At 70.0% G+C, this 18701-nt stretch carries 15 protein-coding genes and 1 tRNA gene; 11 read left to right on the top strand and 5 right to left on the bottom strand.

Features of this window, described 5'->3' with window-relative positions:
- Positions 1–91: 91 nt before the first annotated feature.
- Positions 92–241 (bottom strand): hypothetical protein, encoded by a 150-nt coding sequence (locus EOV43_RS15470; protein ID WP_164878704.1) that lies wholly within the window; start codon positions 239–241, stop codon positions 92–94.
- A gap of 123 nt (positions 242–364) precedes the next feature.
- Positions 365–441: transfer RNA gene (locus tag EOV43_RS11360), tRNA-Arg, on the bottom strand.
- A gap of 195 nt (positions 442–636) precedes the next feature.
- Here EOV43_RS11360 and EOV43_RS11355 point away from each other — a divergent pair.
- The 5 genes from EOV43_RS11355 to EOV43_RS11335 all read left to right on the top strand — a co-directional run bounded on the left by EOV43_RS11355 (position 637) and on the right by EOV43_RS11335 (position 5356).
- Entirely contained in the window at positions 637–1869 is a 1233-nt protein-coding gene (locus EOV43_RS11355; protein ID WP_128221382.1) for a glycoside hydrolase family 26 protein, read from the top strand.
- A 122-nt stretch (positions 1870–1991) separates the two neighbouring features.
- Entirely contained in the window at positions 1992–2570 is a 579-nt protein-coding gene (locus EOV43_RS11350) for a PAS domain-containing protein (protein ID WP_206611320.1), read from the top strand.
- Complete coding sequence (locus EOV43_RS11345; protein WP_128221381.1) at positions 2567–3562, top strand: methyl-accepting chemotaxis protein; 996 nt, start codon at positions 2567–2569, stop codon at positions 3560–3562. The genes EOV43_RS11350 and EOV43_RS11345 overlap by 4 nt, the downstream gene beginning before the upstream one ends.
- 85 nt (positions 3563–3647) lie before the next feature.
- A complete protein-coding gene (locus tag EOV43_RS11340) occupies positions 3648–4628 on the top strand; it encodes an alpha/beta fold hydrolase (protein WP_128221380.1) in 981 nt (326 codons plus the stop codon).
- Complete coding sequence (locus EOV43_RS11335) at positions 4622–5356, top strand: alpha/beta hydrolase (RefSeq protein WP_128221379.1); 735 nt, start codon at positions 4622–4624, stop codon at positions 5354–5356. The genes EOV43_RS11340 and EOV43_RS11335 overlap by 7 nt, the downstream gene beginning before the upstream one ends.
- Before the next feature lie 113 nt (positions 5357–5469).
- Here EOV43_RS11335 and EOV43_RS11330 read toward each other — a convergent pair whose 3' ends face one another.
- On the bottom strand, positions 5470–6063 hold the full coding sequence (locus EOV43_RS11330) for an LOG family protein (RefSeq protein ID WP_128221378.1): 594 nt from the start codon (positions 6061–6063) through the stop codon (positions 5470–5472).
- 89 nt (positions 6064–6152) lie between these two features.
- On the opposite strand from EOV43_RS11330, the gene EOV43_RS11325 reads away from it, so the two are divergent.
- Positions 6153–7073: a hypothetical protein gene (locus tag EOV43_RS11325; protein WP_128221377.1), complete on the top strand. Its 921-nt coding sequence runs from the start codon at positions 6153–6155 to the stop codon at positions 7071–7073.
- A gap of 39 nt (positions 7074–7112) precedes the next feature.
- Here EOV43_RS11325 and EOV43_RS11320 read toward each other — a convergent pair whose 3' ends face one another.
- Positions 7113–7793, bottom strand: coding sequence for a hypothetical protein (locus tag EOV43_RS11320; protein WP_128221376.1), 681 nt, complete (start codon positions 7791–7793; stop codon positions 7113–7115).
- Between the two features lie 97 nt (positions 7794–7890).
- A complete protein-coding gene (locus EOV43_RS11315; RefSeq protein ID WP_128221375.1) occupies positions 7891–9396 on the bottom strand; it encodes a malate:quinone oxidoreductase in 1506 nt (501 codons plus the stop codon).
- 537 nt (positions 9397–9933) lie between these two features.
- On the opposite strand from EOV43_RS11315, the gene efeU reads away from it, so the two are divergent.
- From efeU to EOV43_RS11290, 5 genes are all read left to right on the top strand, one after another.
- Positions 9934–10857 carry an iron uptake transporter permease EfeU gene (gene efeU / locus EOV43_RS11310; protein WP_206611319.1) on the top strand — a complete coding sequence of 308 codons (924 nt, stop codon included), beginning with the start codon at positions 9934–9936 and terminating at the stop codon, positions 10855–10857.
- A gap of 78 nt (positions 10858–10935) precedes the next feature.
- Positions 10936–12141: an iron uptake system protein EfeO gene (gene efeO / locus EOV43_RS11305; RefSeq protein ID WP_128221374.1), complete on the top strand. Its 1206-nt coding sequence runs from the start codon at positions 10936–10938 to the stop codon at positions 12139–12141.
- A 7-nt stretch (positions 12142–12148) separates the two neighbouring features.
- The gene (efeB, locus tag EOV43_RS11300; RefSeq protein ID WP_206611318.1) at positions 12149–13471 is read left to right on the top strand and encodes an iron uptake transporter deferrochelatase/peroxidase subunit; all 1323 of its coding nucleotides are present in this window, start codon (positions 12149–12151) and stop codon (positions 13469–13471) included.
- A 111-nt stretch (positions 13472–13582) separates the two neighbouring features.
- Positions 13583–15802 (top strand): hypothetical protein, encoded by a 2220-nt coding sequence (locus EOV43_RS11295; RefSeq protein ID WP_128221373.1) that lies wholly within the window; start codon positions 13583–13585, stop codon positions 15800–15802.
- Positions 15803–15876: 74 nt separating this feature from the next.
- Positions 15877–18687: a VCBS repeat-containing protein gene (locus EOV43_RS11290; RefSeq protein WP_128221372.1), complete on the top strand. Its 2811-nt coding sequence runs from the start codon at positions 15877–15879 to the stop codon at positions 18685–18687.
- The last annotated feature ends 14 nt before the right edge of the window (positions 18688–18701 follow it).

Genomic DNA, 18701 nt, shown 5'->3' with positions numbered 1-18701 from the left:
CGCGGGCCCGACTGCACGGGCCCGTGGGGGAGCGGTGGTGTGAACGGCGACGGCCGCGGAGATCTCTCCGCGGCCGTTGTCGTGTCCGGGGTCAGGCCCCGCGGTTGCCGTACTTGAGCAGCAACCACATCACGATCCCGGTGCCCACGAGCATGATCAGGCCCAGGATGGCGGTGTTGAGGCCTGCGTTGGACGCCTCGGACTGCTGGGTGGCGGCCACGATGAGGGCGCTCTGGGTCATCGACTCGTTCCTCTGCTGGAGATGCAGGCGTCGGGGACTGCCGACGTCATACCGATTCTAGGCCGCGGCCGGTGGAGGTCGAACGCCACGACGGCGCCGGGCAGAGGCCCGGCGCCGTCGTGGTGGTGCCCCCGGCAGGATTCGAACCTGCGACCATCGGATTAGAAGGCCGGTGCTCTATCCAACTGAGCTACGGAGGCGTGACCCGTTGAGCGTGTCCGGAGGGAGTCTAGCCAGTGCGGGACCCGTGGCCATCACCCGTGTGGTCGCCTGCGGGTCGCGGTGGGGACCCGACCGGGATACCCACTCTTCGGGCTGCTGGACGTGACGTCGGCGCCTAGGGTCGGAGCCACTGGGGAGCCGTCCCCGCGCGCAGCACCGGGGAGGCGTTCTGCATGGGCCAGCGCACGGTCGTTGCGGCGCCGTTCCTCGGTGCGGCACTGGTCCTCGTGATGGCACTGGTCCTCGTGGGATCGCTGGGCGCAGCGTTCCTGCTCGGTGCCCCGGAGGACGCCGGTCACGGCGAAGCCACGCGAGCGGACTCCGGTGCTCGTGGGAACGGCACGACGCCCAGCCCTGCGACCAGCGAACCGACCTCGGGCTCGAGGCCGGGGCCGACCGGCGGGGCGCCCGGGAGCCTGCTCGGGGATGCCCTGTCGGATCCTCGCGGAGAGCCGGGGGAGACCCTGCTCCCGAACCACGTCGGTGAGACGTCGAGCGGCGTCGCTCCGGAGGCCGGCCACGGTGGTCGCTCGGATCCGCCGCCGCAGACCCTGGAGCCGGGCGAGGCGGCCGTGGCGCATTCGGCTCCTGTGTACCGCAGTACCGGCACCGTCTTCGGAGTCGCGCTCTCCAGCACCGACGGATCGATCCCCGAGGCGCTCGCCACCAACGACGCGCTCTTCGGACGGCTCCCGGTGGTGCGTCAGTTCGAACCCGGGCTGCCACCCGTGGGTGCCTGGTCGAGGCGAGGAGTGCTGGCGGACCGGATGCTCGTCCACTCGTTCCGTCGGGCGCCGCAGGAGATCGTCCGCGGGATCCACGACGACGCGATCGCCGCGTTCTTCGCCCAAGCCCCGACCCAGCAGCCGATCTTCTTCTCCTACTGGCACGAGCCCGAGCCCGACATCGCCGCGGGACGCTTCAGCGCCGAGCAGTACCGCGCGGCGTTCCGGCACGTGGTCGATCTCGTCGCCATGACCGGCAAGGAGAACCTCTACCCGACGCTGATCCTCACCGGGTGGACCGCCGATCCCGCCTCGGGGCGCGACTGGCGTGACTACAGCCCCGGTGACGACCACGTGTCGGTGCTGGCCTGGGACCCCTACAACGGAGCCCACGGCAATCCCGACCGCTACCGGAGCCCGGCCGAGGTCTTCGGCCACGTCGTCCGGGTCTCTGCCGAGGCCGGCAAGCCGTGGGGGATCGCTGAGACCGGCAGTGCCCTCGTCGCCGGGGACACCGGTACGGGGCGAGCGGAGTGGCTGCGTCGCTCTGGGGAGTACCTGGCGCGCCACGGGGCTGCCTTCGTCACCTACTTCCAGTCCACGCGCGACGGTGACTTCAAGTTGCTGGACGAACCCTCGGTACGCGCCTGGGCCCGACACGTGCAGCGAGGCAGCCGCTGAGGGTTGTGGACTGGTCCACACGAGTGAGAGACGTGGACCACAAACGGTCACATGACGCTCCACGGAGTCGATCTACCCGGTGACACGGGTATCGAAACCCACGTGACGAGCGGAGTTCCCCAGTGAGCCTGATCCACGAGACACCCCCCACCCGATCGCGAGCCCGTCAGCGGGTCCAGCCCACCGGGGTGGAGCGCACGTTCGGGGCCGACGAAGTGATCGTCACCAAGACCGACCTGCGCGGCCACATCACCTACGCCAACGACGTCTTCCTGCGCGTCTCCGGCTACGGCGAGTGCGAGATGATCGGCCAGCCGCACTCGATGATTCGTCATCCCCACATGCCGCGTGCCGTGTTCAAGCTGCTCTGGGACAGCGTCCAGAGCGGCAAGGAGATCTTCGCCTACGTCATGAACCTGGCGTCCGACGGCTCGCACTACTGGGTGCTGGCCCACGTCACCCCCAGTTTCGACGAGCGCGGCGGCATCGTCGGCTACCACTCCAACCGTCGGGTCCCGACCCGGAAGGCGTTGGAGACGGTGATCCCGCTGTACGCCCAGCTGCGCAGCGTCGAGGGAGGCCACGCCCGAGCCGTCGACGCAGCCGAGGCCGGACAGGCCGCCCTCGAGGCACACCTGGAGACCCTGGGTCAGACGTACGACGAATTCGTCTGGTCCCTGAACCCGGAGGACGGCCGATGAGCACCCGCACCGAACTCGCCGAGGCACGGGCCGAACTCGACGCCTACCGCGCTGCCGTCCAGGCACTCCTGGGCGTCTTCGACCAGGCTGCCGAGGGCAACCTCGAGGTCCGGGTCCCGCACACGCCGGGCACCGAGCAGTCGCCCGACATCATCGCCCTGCGCACTGCGGCGAACCGCTGCCTCGACCGGACCGACGCCTACGTGCGTGAGTCCGGCGCGGTGCTCACCGCTGCCAGCGAGGGGCGCTACCACCGCCGGTTCCTGCTCGGTGGCACCGCCGGTGCCTTCCGGGACGGAGCCCGCGTCATCAACGAGGCCCGCGCCGACATGGCGGCAGCCAAGGCACGCCTCGACAGCACCGACGGGGAACGCCGCGCCCTGGCCGACCAGCTGGAGGAGACCGTCCTGACGGTCGCCGAGCAGGTGGCAGCCGCCTCCACCGAGCTCTCCGCGACCGCTGCGACCCTGGCCACCAGCACCGCCGAGACGGTCCGTCAGGCCGAGAGCACCGGCAACACCGTCGTCCAGCTCGAAGCCGCCTCGGAGCACATCAGCAGCGTCGTCTCCACGATCGCGCAGGTCGCGGCGCAGACGAAGCTGCTCGCCCTCAACGCCGCGATCGAAGCCGCCCGTGCCGGTGAGGCGGGACGCGGGTTCAACGTCGTCGCCACCGAGGTCAAGGCGCTCGCCGACCACACCGCCGCCTCCACCAAGGAGATCGGCGTCCGGGTCACCGACGTCATGCGCGCGGCCGAGGAGTCCGGGGAGACGATCTCCCGGATCAGCGAGTCGCTGCGCGAGATGGCGCCGATGGTGGACGCGATCACGATCGCCGTCGACGGCGTCGGCAACCACAGCGGCTACTCCGGCGGGTACGGATCGGACGACTTCGGCTACGGCGCCCTGCACGGCGACCTCCAGGGCCTCGCGAAGATGGCCGAACTGCTGCGCAGCGAGGTCGGGGAGTTCTTGGCCAGCCTCCGCGCCTGATCCCGGACGGGTTTGGGGACCTACCCTCGAAGGGGAGGGGAGAAGGTGGGCGGGGACACTCCCCGCCCACTCGGGAGGTTCCACCGTGAAGAGATCCGTCCGCAGGACCCTGACCGCCCTCACGTCCGCTCTGCTGGCCGCGACCGTGCTGGCCCCGCTCGCCGGTGCCACACCCACGGGGCGGCCGGACACGGGAGCCGCGACGCGCTACACCCCGCCGGCACCGCAGTGGGGCACCTGTGAGTTGCCGCGCCTGCAGCGCGCCGGAGCCGAGTGCGCCGACCTCGTCGTCCCGCTCGACTGGGACCGTCCGCGGGGCAAGAAGATCACCATCGCGGTGAGCCGCAAGGTCCACACCGACAGTGACTACAAGGGCATGATCGCCGTCAACCCCGGCGGACCGGGAGGCTCCGGCCTCGTCTACCCCGTGCTCGGAGCCTCGATCCCGGACGGCGTCGGCGCGAAGTTCGACTGGTACGGCTTCGACCCCCGCGGCGTCGGATCGTCGGAGCCGTCGTTGAGCTGCGACCCCGACTACGCCGGTCAGGACTACGACCGCCCGAACTACGTCCCCGATCGCACCGCCGAGGGACGCGCCAACGAGGCGTGGTGGAGGAAGACCACCAGCGACTACGCCCGGGCCTGTGCCCGCGCGGACGCCAAGGAACTGCTGCCGCACATGCGCACCGTCGACGTCGCCCGTGATCTCGACGCCCTGCGTCGGGCGGTGGGGGAGAAGAAGCTCAACTACTACGGCTTCTCCTACGGCACCTACCTCGGTCAGGTCTACGCGACGCTCTTCCCGCAGCAGACCGGCAAGATGGTCTGGGACGGCGTCCTCGACGCCGACAACGCCTTCTACGAGGCCAACCTCGAGCAGGACGTCGCCTTCGACGCGAACCTCGACCGCTACTTCGCCTACCTGGCCGCACGCGATGACCACTTCGGTCTCGGGACCGACCCGGCGGCGATCAAGAAGGGCTACTACTCCCTGCGGGAGCGCCTCGACGACGAACCCGCCGCCGACGGTCTGTTGGCCCCGACGAACTCGACGACGCGATGCTGACGGTCGGGTACTACGTCTACGGTTGGGTCGAGCTCGGCGAGGCCTACGCCAAGCTCGTGAAGACAGGCGACGGCACCGACCTGCTCGCCGAGTACGCCGGCCCCGGTGACGACAACGGCTTCGCGGTCTACAACGGTGTCCAGTGCACCGACGCACAGTGGCCGTCGTGGCAGAAGACCCGTCGCGACGCCGCTCGACTGCACGCCGAGCACCCGTTCCTGACATGGGGCAACACCTGGTACAACGCTCCGTGCCTGAACTGGCCCGCGAAGTCGCACCGGGCGTTCAAGGTCGACGGATCCAAGGTGCGCACCCCCATCCTGCTGGTCGCCGAGACCCATGACGCGGCCACCGTCTACTCCGGTGCACTCGCCACGCGCAAGGAGTTCCCGACCGCGTCGCTGATCGAGGGCGTCGGCGGCACCACTCACTCGGGTTCGCTCTCGGGCATCGACTGCACCGACGACGCGATCGCGACCTACCTGGACACGGGGGTGGCCCCGCAGCGGGTGAAGGGCAAGAACCGCTCCGACCTGCAGTGTGACCCGGTCCCGGTGCCCGAGCCAGAGCCGGTCGTCTCCGGTGGTGCGGCGCTGTCGCGCAGTGCGTCCCCGTCGGCCGCGGCCCTGACGGCAGCTCCGGCCGCGAGCACCCGAGACCGGGTTCCCGCCGACGTGCGTGCTGCGCTGCAGCAGGCGCAGCGTCAGGGTCAGGGCGCCGGACGCTGATGGTGCGTGGGGTCGGGGTGCGTGAGAGCGTCCCGACCCCACGACCCTGTGACCCCACGGCCCTCAGCACCCACGGAGGAGCCGGTGACCATGCCTGCGCCGGCTCGTGACGCTCAGCGCAGGGGAGCGCGGGCCTTGTCCGAGAACGTCGCCCCGCGGCGTGCCTCCAGACCGACCAGCGCCTCGTCGAGGGTCTCGGCGACGACGAGGTCGTCGAAGACCTCCCGACGCACGAAACCGGTCTCGGTGAGCGCCTCGAGGGCCTCCAGCAGCGGGGTCCAGAAGCCGCCCCAGTTGAGGAAGCCGACCGGGTCGTCGTTGAACTCGATCGAACGCCACGACCACATCTCGATGATCTCCTCCAGCGTGCCGAGGCCTCCGGGGAGCGCGATGAACGCGTCGGAGAACTCCGCCATCATCGCCTTGCGCACGTGCATGTCGTCGACCACGTGCAGCTCGGTGAGGTCCTGACGGCCCCACTCCTTGGCCATCATCCGGGTCGGGATGACGCCGATCACCTCGCCGCCGCCGTCGAGGGCGCCCTGGGAGACCCGCTCCATCAGGCCGTGGCCACCGCCGCCGTAGACGAGGCCGATGCCGCGCTCGGCCAGGTCGCGCCCCAATCGGTAGGCGGCCTCGGAGTGGGCGGGGTCGTGGCCCGGGCTGGAACCACAGAAGACGGCGACGCGACGGAGCTGGGAAGTCATGGGACGAGTTTCTCACCGAGAGGGCGGCGGCCCCACCTCGCCGGATGACAGTCCTTGGCCGCTGACGACGCTCGCTGTTACCAAGAGTCATGGGCGACCTGCTGGCCACCGAACTGTTCGCCGTCCTTCTGGGCGTCCTCGTCTTCGGGTACGCGATGCTCGGAGCGGTGGCCAATTCCGGGTTCGTCACCAGTCGCACGCTGCGCGACGTCGAACTGCGTCACCGGGTGCTGGACGGCCTGCTGCACGCCTGGGGGCTCGATCCTGCGAGCACGCTGGCCGATCTGGAGGAGGCGGCCCGGGCCCGCAGCCTCGGACCGGAGGCCGCCCACGACCTGCGTCAGGTGTTCCGGGGTGCCAACAGCCGTGTCAGCCTGCGTCGTCAGGTCGCGTTCCAGCGTTCCCTCGACGAGGCCTTCCTGCGTCTGGCGAGCGACGACACCGAGGCGGGCCGGGAGAACAGCACCGCACTGCTGGCCCATCGCGGCGAGATCGAGAGACGGGCCCGACGTGAGCTCGACCAGGCCTGTGCTGCGCTGAGGCAGCCAGAAGGAGTGGGGCCGGAGGGGGCGGGTCGCGACGAGGCCGGGTTGGACGAGGCAGGGGCGCTGCTACGGGCCGGGGCGGACCTGCTGGGAGCCGACAGCGTCGGGCTGCTGCGGACGGTGACTCGCGACGTCCGCGACGCCCCGCGTCATCTGGCCGGGTTCGCGGCCAGCAGTCTCGACCGGCTGGGGCGCGGCGTCACTCTGGGGCTCCTGGGGGCCTGCCTGTGGGAGGCCGTCGACGACGCGGTGAGCGACTTCGACTCGTTCGGTGTCTCGATCACCTGGGGCACGTTGATCGGGGTGGTCTGCGTACTGCTCCACGACCTCGTGCGGATGGCCCGGGCCGTGGCGGTCCACCCCGGTCGCGACGGGGCGACCCGTCGCGACCTGGTGGAGTTCGTGCTGCTCCTGCTGCTTCCGGCGTTGTTGGTGGCAGCAGCGTTCTTCGTGCTGGTGCGCTGAGCGGCCAGCGGTCTCAGCCCCGCGTCAGCAGGTGAGTGCTCACTCCTCGTAGACGTCGACCTGCACGAAGAGCGGGTCCTCACCGATGACGCCGCCCAGGACCTCGTCGGCCCACTCCTCGGAGTCTCCGGAGAGCGGCTCGTCCTGCTCGACGACACCGGTGACGCCGCCGACGGCGCGCAGGCCCTCGAGCTGCCAGAGGTTGTTCCAGCCGTCGGTGTGGGCCAGGTGCAGGAGAGCGAGGTCGACGTCGTTGACCTCGGCCTCGGCCTGCTCGGTGGTGGCCTCGGGGGAGGTCTTGAGGTAAGCGGCGCGACCGGCGGCCATCAGGGCCTCAGGGTCGGTGATCGCGTAGTCGTGACGCTGGAAGACCGACACGACGGCCTCGGTGGCCTCGTCGGAGACCTCGGCGGTCTCGACTGCGTCGGCGTCGTCGGCACCGCAGCCGCAGCCGTCGCAGCCGCAACCCTCGGTGGCGTAGACCTCGTCGGCGCGCATCGGGTGGACCTCGCCGGTGATCGCGGCGTAGGCGTCGTCCAAGGCGATCAGGAACGGGGCCAAGGCCTCGTCGGCGGCCACGAACTTCTCGGTGTCTCCGTCCGCGGCGACGATCGCGGAGGCATGGGTGATCAGCGCGCCTCGCAGGGCACCGGCTGCCTCGACCAGACGGGCAGCAGCGTTCTCGGGGGTGTGGGGCTGGATCTCGACGTCGCTCTTCATGAGGCCGAGCCTAGGCGAGGGTGACCGAATGCAGCGACCCCCTCGCCCGCCGAGTGGCGGGGAGGGGGTCGTTGGAGCTGCGGTGAGCCGTACGGCGTCAGGCGCGGTCGAGGCCCAGGGCGCGGGTGGTGCGCTCGTGGAGCTCGGCGGCCAGCTCGGGGCGGTCGGAGAGCGGGGCACCGTAGGAGGGGATCATCTTCTCCAGAGCCGGCTTCCAGTCGTCCATCTTGTCGGCGAAGCACTTCTCGATGATCTCGAGCATGATCGACGGGGCGGTCGAGGCGCCCGGGGAGGCACCGAGCAGACCGGCGATGGAACCGTCAGCCGCGGTGATGACCTCGGTGCCGAACTGCAGGACGCCGCCCTTGCCGGGGACCTTCTTGATGACCTGGACGCGCTGACCGGCAGTGATCTTCTCCCAGTCGTCCATCTTGGCGTCGGGGAAGTACTCCTGCAGCGAGACGAGCTGCTTCTTCTTCGACGCCAGCAGCTCGGTGATCAGGTACTTGACCAGACCGAGCTCCTTGAGACCGACCTGGAGCATGGGGACCAGGTTGTGCAGGCGGATCGACTTGAAGATGTCGAACAGCGAACCGGCCTTGAGGAAGCGCGGGGAGAAGCCGGCGTAGGGGCCGAACATCAGGGCGGGCTTGCCGTCGACCATGCGGGTGTCGAGGTGCGGGACCGACATCGGCGGAGCGCCGACGGCAGCCTTGCCGTAGACCTTCGCCTTGTGCTGGGCGACGATCTCGGGGTTGGTGGTGCGCCAGAACTCGCCGGAGACCGGGAAACCGCCGAAGCCCTTGATCTCCTTGATGCCGGACTTCTGCAGCAGCGTGATGGCCTGGCCACCGGCACCGACGAAGACGAACGGAGCGTTGGCGGAGAACGCGGCGCCGGTGTCGCGGTTCTTGCCCGCGACCTTCCAGATGCCGTTGGTCTTCTTGATGCTGCGGACCTCGACGCCGAGCTCCATGGTCACGGCGCCGGAGGCGACGAGCGGCTCGATGAGGAGGTTGGTGAGGGAACCGAAGTCGACGTCGGTACCGGCGGTCGAGCGGGTCGCGGCGACGGGCTCGTCACCCGTGCGGCCGGCGAACAGCAGCGGCGCCCACTCAGCGATGACCTTCGGGTCCTCGGAGTACTCCATGCCCGCGAACAGCGGGTGGTTCTCCATGAGGTCGAAACGCTTCTTGAGGTAGTCGACGTTCTTGGCGCCCCACACGAAGGAGATGTGCGGGGTCGGCTGGATGAACGCCTCGGGGTTCGGGATCTGACCCGACTCGACGAGGAACGCCCACAGCTGACGGGTGACCTGGAACTGCTCGTTGACGTGGACCGCCTTGGCGATGTCGACGGAACCGTCGGCAGCCTGGGGGGCGTAGTTCAGCTCGCAGAGTGCGGCGTGACCGGTACCTGCGTTGTTCCAGGGGCCGGACGACTCCTGGGCGAGCTCGCCCAGACGCTCGACGACTGCGATGCGCCAGGTGGGCTCCACCTGGTGCAGGAGCGTCGCCAGCGTGGCGGACATGATGCCGCCGCCGACGAGGATCGCGTCGTACGAGCCAGAGCCGTTGGTGTCTCCGTGGCCTGCGGTGTTCACGAGAGTGTCTCCTTATTGCAGGCCCACAGTCGCGGTACGGATGACCAGGCGCTGGATGGGTCTGCCGAGCTGGTTCGGTCTGCGGGACACAGGTCCCCACAAGTCATCATGCGGGGGTCGCGCGGAGCACCCAAAATCGGTGGGCTCCTGCACCCGCCTGCCCTGAGACGAAGGTCACGCGAGGGTGCAGAACTCAGGCGGACGGCACCGTGGTGGCCCCCGCGACCGCGGCCGCGGTCCGATGGGGCCTCGCTGTCGATCCGCTCGGGCGTCGTGACGCGACCGTGATGGCACCTGCCCCCGCATGGGGGAGTGAGACCTCGAATCTTTTCCGGCCACCTCCCAGGTGGGCATTCGTGCTGGTCAGCGACCTTTGCGGCTCCCCGGCTGCCGCCCGCGTGACGCGCGTCACGGAGCTGCTGAGTTGAAATGAGGCAAGGCTTGCCTAACTATTCGTCTTGTCGGTCAATGCTTAGGCATGGCTAACCTTCCTCTGACTGAAGGTACTGTCTGTGCCGTCCCCTCCCAGGAGTCCCCGTGCTCGGCACCTTCATGATCGGCCTGCGCGAAGGCCTCGAGGCCGCCCTCGTCGTGGGCATCCTCGTGGCCTACATCCGCAAGATCGGCCGCAGCGACGTGCTCCGGAAGCTCTGGTTCGGTGTCGGCGTCGCGATCGGCGGATCCCTCGCCATCGGCGCGATCCTCACCTTCGGCGCCTACGGACTCACCTTCCAGGCCCAGGAGGCGATCGGCGGCTCGCTCTCGATCCTCGCTGTGGCGCTGGTGACCTGGATGATCTTCTGGATGCAGGCCACGGCTGCCACCCTCAAGAAGGAACTGCACGCCAGCATCGACGCCGCCCTCACCGGCACCGGCGTCGGTCTCGCCTTCATCGCCTTCGTCTCGGTGGCCCGCGAAGGTCTCGAGACCGCCCTCTTCCTCTGGTCCGCGGTTCGCGCCAGCGACGACGCCCCCACGGCCTGGATCGGTGCCGTCCTGGGCCTCGCGCTCGCCGTCGCCCTGGGCTGGCTGATCCACCGCGGTGCCGTGCGCCTCAACCTGGCCACCTTCTTCACCTGGACCGGCGGCTTCCTCGTCGTCGTCGCGGCCGGCATCCTCGCCTACGCCGTCCACGACCTGCAGGAGGCCCGCTTCCTCCCCGGCCCGTTCTCCACGGCCCCCGAGGGCGCCGGATCGTTCGTCTCCGGCTGGTACGGCCCCGACGCCTGGCTCTTCCAGATCTCCGACGTGATCGCCCCTGACGGCTTCGTCGGCGCACTGCTCAAGGGCACCGTCGGCTTCACCCCCGAGATGACCAAGCTCGAGGTGCTGGCCTGGTTCGTCTATCTCGTCGTCGTCGGTGGCCTCTACACCCGCGCCGTCCTGCGCTCGCGCCGACCGCGTCCGGCCGACGCCACCGCCACCTCTGTCCCCGCCACCTCTGTCCCCGCCGGCGACTGACGCGCGCGCCTGCACCGCATCTGCCCAGCACCCCACCTGCACTGAACCGCACTGCCCGAGAACTCAGGAGAACCCCAGATGAAGCTCACCGTCGCCCCGCTCGCCGGCGTCGCCCTCGCAGCCTTCGCGCTCAGCGGCTGCGTCTCGAACACCACCTCCGAGGCCGGCGCGCTGACCGTCTCCTCCAGCGCCGACGAGTGCAAGGTCTCCGCCGACACCGCGGAGTCGGGCAACATCTCCTTCGAGGTCACCAACGACGGTGACAAGGTCACCGAGTTCTACGTGCTGGGCTCCGACGGCCTCCGCATCGTCGGCGAGGTCGAGAACATCGCCCCCGGCATCACCCGCAACCTGACCGTCCAGGCCCAGCCGGGCGAGTACTTCACCGCCTGCAAGCCGGGCATGGTCGGCGACGACGTCGACAAGAACGCCTTCACCGTGACCGGCAAGGCCATCGAGATCGACCCCGAGGACGCCAAGGCCGTCGAGACCGCCGTGGCCAACTACGTCTCCTACACCCAGGCCCAGGTCGCCGAGCTGGTCCCGAACGTCCAGGAGTTCGCCGACGCCTACAAGGCCGGCGACGACGCCAAGGCCCGCGAGCTGTTCCCGATCGCCCGTATCAACTACGAGCGCATCGAGCCCACCGCCGAGCAGTTCGGTGACCTCGACCCGAAGATCGACTACCGCAAGCCCGGTGCCGAGGCCGAGGGCCTGGAGTTCACCGGCTTCCACCGCATCGAGATGGACCTCTGGCTCGACGAGGCCATGAAGAACTACCCCGACGAGAAGGTCACCGCTCTCGACGAGGCCGGCCGCGCGAAGGTCGGCGACCAGCTGGTGGCCGACGTCAAGGCCCTCTACGAGAAGGTCCACGCCGACGACTTCGCCCTCTCCCTGGGCGACATCACCAACGGTGCGATCGGCCTGCTCGACGAGGTCGCCGCTCCTGACGGCAAGCTCCCCGGTGAGGAGAACGAGTTCGCCCACACCGACCTCTACGACTTCTACGCCAACGTCGAGGGTGCCGAGGTCGCGTACCTCAACGTCCGCGACATCGCCGAGGCCAAGGGCGAGGACGGCAAGAAGCTGGTCGCCGATCTCGACCAGCAGTTCAAGGCCATGAAGGACCTGCTCGCCACCTACGGCGACTACGACCAGGGCTTCGTCTTCTACGACACCGTGAAGCAGCCCCAGCGCAACGAGCTCGGTGCCGCGCTCAACGCCCTCTCCGAGCCGATGTCGAAGCTGACCCACACCGTCCTCGGCGTCGACGCGGAGTGATGCCGTCGTGACTGAGCAGTCGGGGCAGGGGTCTGCCCGGTCACAGCAGGACGGCGCCGCTGGTGCTCCCCGGTTCGGCCGTTGGTCGCGCCGGGGAGTGCTGGGGCTGGCCGGTACCGGCGTCGCCGGTGCCGCCGTCGGCTTCGTGGCCGGACACGCCTCCGTCGACGAGGCCATGCCGGCGGTGGTCGACCCCGCGACCGTCGTCCACCCGTTCCACGGCGAGCACCAGGCCGGCATCACCACGCCGGTCCAGGAGCACCTCTACTTCGCTGCCTTCGACGTCCGCGACACCACCACGCGTGAGGACCTCGTCGAACTGCTGAAGGCCTGGACCGAGGCCGCCGAACGCCTCACCCGTGGGCTCGAGGTCACCGAGGACGGTGCTGTCGACGGCCCCGTGCTGCTGCCCCCGGACGACACCGGCGAGGCACAGGACATGGGAGCCCACGCTCTCACCGTCACCTTCGGTTTCGGCCCTTCGCTGTTCACCGGCGAGAAGGGCAAGCGCCTCGGCATCGCCGACCGGCGACCGGCCGAACTGAAGAAGCTCCCGCTCTTCGCCTTCGACCTCCTTGAGGACCCGATCAGCGACGGCGACCTCTGCATCCAGGCCTGCGCCGACGACCCGCAGGTCGCGATGCACGCCATCCGCAACCTCTCGCGCATCGGCTTCGGCACGGTCCGGGTCCGCTGGACCCAGCTCGGGTTCGGCAAGACCGCCTCCACCGACCGCACCACCCCCACGCCGCGCAACCTGTTCGGGTTCAAGGACGGCACCGCCAACGTCATGGCCGACGAGACCGCAGCGCTCGAGGAGCAGGTGTGGGTCCCCGACGACGCCACCCCGGCCTGGATGGCGGGTGGCTCCTACATGGTGACCCGCAAGATCATGATGACGATCGAGTCCTGGGACCGCGCCAGCCTCGCAGAGCAGCAGCGCGTCATCGGCCGTGACAAGGGCGAGGGCGCCCCGCTCTCGGGCGGACTGGAGTTCACCGACCCGGTCTTCGCCGCGAAGAACGAGGACGGCTCGCTGGCGATCGACGTCGACTCCCACGTGCGTCTCGCGCATCCGGAGATGAACAACGGCACCCGGATGCTGCGTCGTGGCTACAACTTCGTCGAGGGCAACAACGCCCTGGGGCAGCTCTCGGCCGGCCTCTTCTTCATCTGCTTCCAGCGCGACCCACAGCAGTTCATCGACATCCAGAACAACCTGCGCGGCGACCTCCTCAACGAGTACATCCGCCACGTCGGTTCAGCCCTCTTCGCGGTCCCGGCCGGAACCGCCGAGGGCGAGTACGTGGGACAACGCCTCTTCGGCTGACCAGCCCGCACCCAGCACCAGCCAGCAGCAGTCAGCAGCACCAGTCAGCAGCAGAGCACGGCTTCGGGGGACGCCGTGACATTCCTTCCGCACGTCCCCAAGGAGCCAGCCATGACCACCGCCAGGATGACCACCGCCCGGATGACCACAGCCAGGATCCGGTCCCGCCGCACTTCCGCAGCGGTCCTGGCCCTCGCCCTCACCGGAGGAGCCCTCGGACTCGCGCCGCAGGCAGTGCTCGGTGCTGCGTCGGCCGCACCGGCAGCCAAGGCCACGATCACCAGCGTCGACGCCGTCGTCGGCTCCGACCGCACGATCCGCGTCGGTGTGAAGTGCAGCGTCGCGAAGTGCACCGGCACCGTCAGCGTCAAGGTCAGTGGTGTCGGCACCGTGAAGAAGACGTACAAGCTGGCCAAGGGCAAGAAGGCCACCGTCGCGCTGAAGCTCTCCGCGGCGCAGACGAAGAAGGTCGCAGCGGCGCCGAAGGCCGGCACCGTGACCGTGACCCGCAAGGTCGGCAAGACCACCAAGAAGGTCACCCGCAAGGTCGAGGTCAAGGCTGCCGCCCCCTCGCTGCTGCTCACCTCGACGACCGTCACCGTCGGCCACGACCACGTCGTCGCGGTCGCCCTGACCTGCAAGGCAACCTCCACCTGCACCGCCACCGCCAGCCTCACCGTCGCCGGCAAGGGTGGCTCCGGCACCCAGGCCGTGCGTCTGGCGAAGGGCGCCACGAAGACGCTTCGCTTCGCGCTGACGCCGGCCCAGGTTGCCGCTCTCGGTGACGGCTCGGCGAAGGTCACGGGCGCCCTGCGCATCGTCGAGACCGCGCCGGAGAAGGTCACCAGCACCCAGACCGTCGCGCTGCTCCTCGACCACGAGATGGACACCGAGCACGGCACAGGAACGGGCACCGGCGGTGACGAGCACACCGGCCACGAGAACACCATGGCTCTGGACGACACCTACTCGCAGGCCTACCTCAAGGTCTGGAAGCCCACCGCGTACGACACCTGCACCACCGCGGAGCACCAGAGCTACTCAGTGACCGGTGTCGACGGCAAGCTCTACCCGTCCTGGCACCCGGCGGTGCACACCCGCGCCGACGGCAGCATCTGCACCTTCGGGCACGAGCACGGCGACGACCCGCGCAACTCCGACATCTACGACTGGGTCGTGTCGGAGTACAAGAAGCAGAACCCCGACGCCAACGGCGTGCCGTTCGGCTACGGATCCGAGCAGCTCACCGTCTACTCCAACATCCACAACTCCGTCTTCCATCGTCACGAGGACGACCCCGGCCACAAGGTCATCGTCGCCAACAACCAGCTCATGGGCGTGAAGTTCACCGACCGCTGGGGTGACACCCAGGAGATGGAGTGCGACACCCTGATCAAGGCCCACCAGGGATCGCACTCCTCCGACGCGACCAAGAACAACACCCACGAGCTCGTCTACGCCCTGAGCTGCAACGACGGCACCAAGGTCCTCACCACCGTGATGACCAACTACGGCAACGCCAACGAGCTCACCTCGTCCTGCACCCGCCCCTTCGCCACCGAGCACACCAGCAGTGGCACCGTCATCGAGACCAAGGGGTCCATCCTCCCCGCAGGTGAGGGCGGCGCCCGCTACATCCCGACGCTCGACTGCATCAACGCCTACGTCAAGAACGGCGCCGAGAGCGGCACCCCCGGCTCCGCCGTCGACGACCGTCGCGGTTCGCCCGCCGCCTCCAGCAACGGCTGGTGGTGGGCCGGGTACGAGCAGTGGCAGTCCTTCTCGACCCTGAAGATGGCCGACGGCAAGGAGATCGCCCGCTTCGAGCCGTGGTTCGGTCTGCAGAACCCCGCCCGCTACTACACCGGCAACACCGAGACCAACACCTCCGTCGCGTACCTCAACGACCTCGCCTGGGAGAACGGCAACCAGCAGAACTGGGGCCCGTGGAAGGACCAGCGCGCCGCGTCGCCGAGCGAGCCCGTCGACGAGTTCTCGCCGAAGTCCTGGTTCAAGGGCGACATCCGTGACGCCTGGCTGACCACCACCAAGGTCGACAACCGTGACGCCGCTTCCTCGGTGATCTGGACCAACCCGTGGGGCAAGGAAGGCAGCACGACTGCCTTCACCGGCAGCATCCGCACCATCGTGTCGCGCACCTCGAACGTCGAGTACGTGAAGACCACCACCCCGACCGTGGCCAACCGCTCGACCCGCACCTCCGAAGGTCTGACCCGCCAGGGCGCCTCGGCCCCGCTGACCATGAACTTCTTCTACGACTACGGCCGCGACGTCCGGGGCAACTCGCTCGGCGTGCACGCGCCCAACTGATCGCAGCCCGACGTCCAGCACACCCCGGCGGCGCCCCCGCGACGGCGCGCCCCGGGGGAGCGGAAGGAAACCCCATGAAGAACACCCGTACCTCAGTGCTGCTCGCCCTCGGCCTCGTCGCCGGTGGAATCGGTGCCGGCATCCCGGTCAGCGCGCACGCCGAGCGTCAGGCAACCGCGCTGGCCGCGACCGGTCTGGCCGACGCCTTCGCGCCCACCGCCCTGACCCTGCACGGCGGCCGCGCCAACCAGGAGTTCGGCACCGTCCTCAACTCCGACGTCTGCGACCTCGACGGCGACTCCGCCGGCGACGTCACCGCCACCGGTGCCGCCGCGTTCGGCAGCACAGGCGGCAGCTTCGTCGACATGGAGGCCCAGCGGCGTCTCGACGGCTACTCCGACGCGCTCACCGACCTTCCGCAGTGGACCAACTGGACCACCGACGGCACCACCGGGTTCACCTGCGCCGGGGACGTCAACGCCGACGGCTTCGACGACCTCGTCGAGGTGGTCGCCCCGACCACCCGCGTGATCGCGGTCGAGCAGTCCGCCGGGACCCGCAACGCCTCGGGCAAGCTGGTCCAGAACCGGGTGCGCCGCTACACGTTCCCCACCGGCTCCACCCACCTCGGCGCCCGCGCCCTGGGTGGCGCCGGCGACGTCGACGGTGACGGTCTGGGGGACGTCCTCGTCTCCCAGCACACCGCCACCCCTGCCGCCACCCCCGCCGCCACGGGCACCGGCGCCACCCGCGCCGAGGCCGGACGCCTCTGGGTGCTGCGCGGCAAGGCGGAGGCGACCTTCCCGAGTGCGGTCTCCACCCCCACCCTCACGACGTCGGCCAACGCCGGAGCCGACGTCGCGCTGGTCGTGAGCGGCGCTGCCGCCGGTGACCGGATCGGTACCGCCGTCAGCCTCGGTGACGTCACCGGGGACGGCTTCGACGACCTCGCCGTCGCCTCCGAGCGCGGCACCGTCTGGCTCGTCCGTGGCGCTGCGCCCACCGCCACGACCCGCGAGGTCGACCTCGCCGCGAGCGACGGCCACGTGATCGCCACCGGTGCCACCGGCCTGGCCGACCTCGCCGTCGGTGACGTGGACGGCGACTCCCGCACCGACCTCGTCGTGGGTCTGGGGGCCGGCCTCGGCACCGGCCCGGCCGCCGACGGTGGCGTCGCCGTCATCACCGACCTCGCCGACGCCGCCCTCGCCGCCACTCCTGTCGTCGTCGACCCGGCTGCCGGAACCGTCAGCGTGTCCGGCACCACCCACGGCTACCTGGTCCGCGCCGAGCACCCCGGCGACGCGCTGGGGCACTCCGTTGCCGTCATGGGCGACCTCGACGGTGACGGTCGTGACGACCTCCTCGTCGGTGCGCCCGGCGTCGACGTCCCCGACGCCTCCGGCCGGCTCGTCGCTGACACCGGCGCCGCCTACGTCCTGGCCGGTCGGGCCGGGGGAGCGGTCCAGGAACTCTCCGATCTCACCGCCGCCCAGGGACACCGCGTGGACGGCACCCGTGGAGACGCCCAGGCCGATGACCGCGCCTCCCGGTTCGGCTTCGACGTCGCGGCAGTCGGCGACGTGGACGGCAACGGAGCAGCGGACTTCGCGGTCTCCGCGCCGGGCCGTTCTGAGCACGCCACCTACCGTCAGGGTGCCGTCACCGTCGCACTGCGCGGCGAACTCGGCGCCCAGGTCTCGCTCAAGGCGGCCCGCCGTGTCGGGGACGACGGCATCGCCGTCGCGGACGGCACGGTCCTGAAGGCCTCCGACGTCGTCGACGTCCGGACCAACCTCCTCCTCGCCACCGCGCAGGGCATCTCCGGGCGCGTCACCCTGACCGTCGACGGCGCCCCCGTCGCGACCGGGGCCACCACCGTCTCTGCTCCGCATCGTGCGTTCGCGTTCTTCGACGACGTCGCGCTGCCCGTCGGCGAGCACGTCCTGGGGGTGCGCACCGATGCCGTCGCCGGCGTCCACGGCGCCGCCACACAGGCCGGCCCGCAGGTCCTTGTCACCGACACCACCCGCACCACCGTCACGGTCGAGAACGGCCAGCTCGTCGCCCGCGTGGTCACCGCCACCGACGGCACGTCCCTCACCACCGGAACCGTCACGTTCACCACTGCCGGTGGCGAGACCCTGGCCGCTGACGTCGCCGTCGTCGAGGGCGTCGCCCGCGTCGCCCTGCCGTCCGGCACCGTCCGTGCTGCCGCCACTGGTGCCCGGGCCGCGTACAGCGGTGTCGCCACCAGGTTCCGCGGTGAGCCCGCCCAGCTCCTGGCTGCTTCCACCGCCACGGTCGCTGCCCCGGTCACCCCCAAGGGCACTCTGACGCTCTCGACGAAGAGCGTCCGTCGCGGCGACGTCGTGCGCGCCACCCTCACCCTGGACCGCGTGGTCTCCGACACCGTCACGCTGCTCGTCGACGGCCGTGCCGTGGGGACCGCGAAGGTCACCGGCCGCACCGCCACCGTGCAGCTGCCGAAGACGCTCGGCGTCGGCAGCCACACCGTCACCGCCCGCACCGCCGGCACCCAGGAGCTGTTGGCCACCACGGCCACCGCGAAGCTCACCGTCACCCGGACCACCACCGGCACCGTCAAGGCCACCGCGAAGAAGTTCGCCCGCGGCGGCAAGCCGAAGGTCGTCGTCACCGTCGCCAAGGCCAGCGACGGCACGTGGCCGGTCGGCAAGGTCACCGTCAAGGTCGGCGGCGTCGCGAAGAAGGTCAAGGTGACTGCCGCGAAGAAGGGCAAGGTCACTGTCACCCTGCCCGCTCGCCGCACCGCGGGGAAGGCCACCGTCAGCTTCACGCCCACAGCCCGCGGCTCGTACACGACCCCGAAGAGCACCTCCGTGAAGCTCAGGCCCCGCGGCTGAACTCCGCATCCGCA

Origin of the sequence: Nocardioides yefusunii (genome assembly GCF_004014875.1) — a bacterium.
In the GTDB taxonomy this organism is placed as follows: domain Bacteria; phylum Actinomycetota; class Actinomycetes; order Propionibacteriales; family Nocardioidaceae; genus Nocardioides; species Nocardioides yefusunii.
Note: the sequence above shows the minus strand (reverse complement) of the source record. Positions and strands in the feature narration are given on the sequence as shown.

Bases quoted from the DNA above. Each gene is read 5' to 3' on its own strand.
- EOV43_RS15470 (WP_164878704.1), bottom strand. From the start codon at position 241: ATGACCCAGAGCGCCCTCATCGTGGCCGCCACCCAGCAGTCCGAGGCG.
- EOV43_RS11355 (WP_128221382.1), top strand. From the start codon at position 637: ATGGGCCAGCGCACGGTCGTTGCGGCGCCGTTCCTCGGTGCGGCACTG.
- EOV43_RS11345 (WP_128221381.1), top strand. From the start codon at position 2,567: ATGAGCACCCGCACCGAACTCGCCGAGGCACGGGCCGAACTCGACGCC.
- EOV43_RS11335 (WP_128221379.1), top strand. From the start codon at position 4,622: ATGCTGACGGTCGGGTACTACGTCTACGGTTGGGTCGAGCTCGGCGAG.
- EOV43_RS11330 (WP_128221378.1), bottom strand. From the start codon at position 6,063: ATGACTTCCCAGCTCCGTCGCGTCGCCGTCTTCTGTGGTTCCAGCCCG.
- EOV43_RS11325 (WP_128221377.1), top strand. From the start codon at position 6,153: ATGGGCGACCTGCTGGCCACCGAACTGTTCGCCGTCCTTCTGGGCGTC.
- EOV43_RS11320 (WP_128221376.1), bottom strand. From the start codon at position 7,793: ATGAAGAGCGACGTCGAGATCCAGCCCCACACCCCCGAGAACGCTGCT.
- efeO (WP_128221374.1), top strand. From the start codon at position 10,936: ATGAAGCTCACCGTCGCCCCGCTCGCCGGCGTCGCCCTCGCAGCCTTC.
- EOV43_RS11295 (WP_128221373.1), top strand. From the start codon at position 13,583: ATGACCACCGCCAGGATGACCACCGCCCGGATGACCACAGCCAGGATC.
- EOV43_RS11290 (WP_128221372.1), top strand. From the start codon at position 15,877: ATGAAGAACACCCGTACCTCAGTGCTGCTCGCCCTCGGCCTCGTCGCC.